The following is a 550-nucleotide window of genomic DNA, read 5'->3' on the forward strand; positions in this document are numbered from 1 at the left end:
ATTCGCATCAATGGCTTCGAGCCCATGATGCAGCGTGACAAGATCATGCAGAACTTGTCGTACATCTCGGATGTGAATGTTTTGCCAGATTGGATGACAGTCTCTCAGCTTCTGAGTTATACCGAAGGGGTTCACCCGGGTTTCAATCGCAGCAAAGCGGATGCGCTGCTTCGTCAAACCGACATCAAACCACGTGCGAAAATCAGAGCCCTTTCGAAAGGGATGAAAGTGCAATTGCACCTTGCCATTGTGATCGCAACCAATACACAAATCCTGATTTTGGATGAACCAACTCTTGGTTTGGATCTGGTTTACCGCGACACCTTCTACCGTCATTTACTGGAATGGTTTCACGATGGTGAACGCGTTCTGATCATCACTAGCCATGAGGTTTCCGAGATCGAACATCTGTTAACCGATGTGTTGATTCTTAAACACGGTCGCCCGGTGCTGCAAACCTCAATGGACAGCATCAGTGAAGACTACTTTATTCTCGATGCCAATGACGAACACCGTGCGCAAATTGAAGCGATGCACCCACTCTCTTCTC

Annotated in this window: 1 protein-coding gene; it reads left to right on the forward strand. The window is 47.8% G+C overall.

Annotated elements, in window-relative coordinates:
- The coding region (locus R7R24_RS29580; RefSeq protein ID WP_318120573.1) for an ATP-binding cassette domain-containing protein at window positions 1–550 on the forward strand (550 nt) is incomplete at both ends.

The organism is Vibrio sp. 704 (assembly GCF_033339295.1).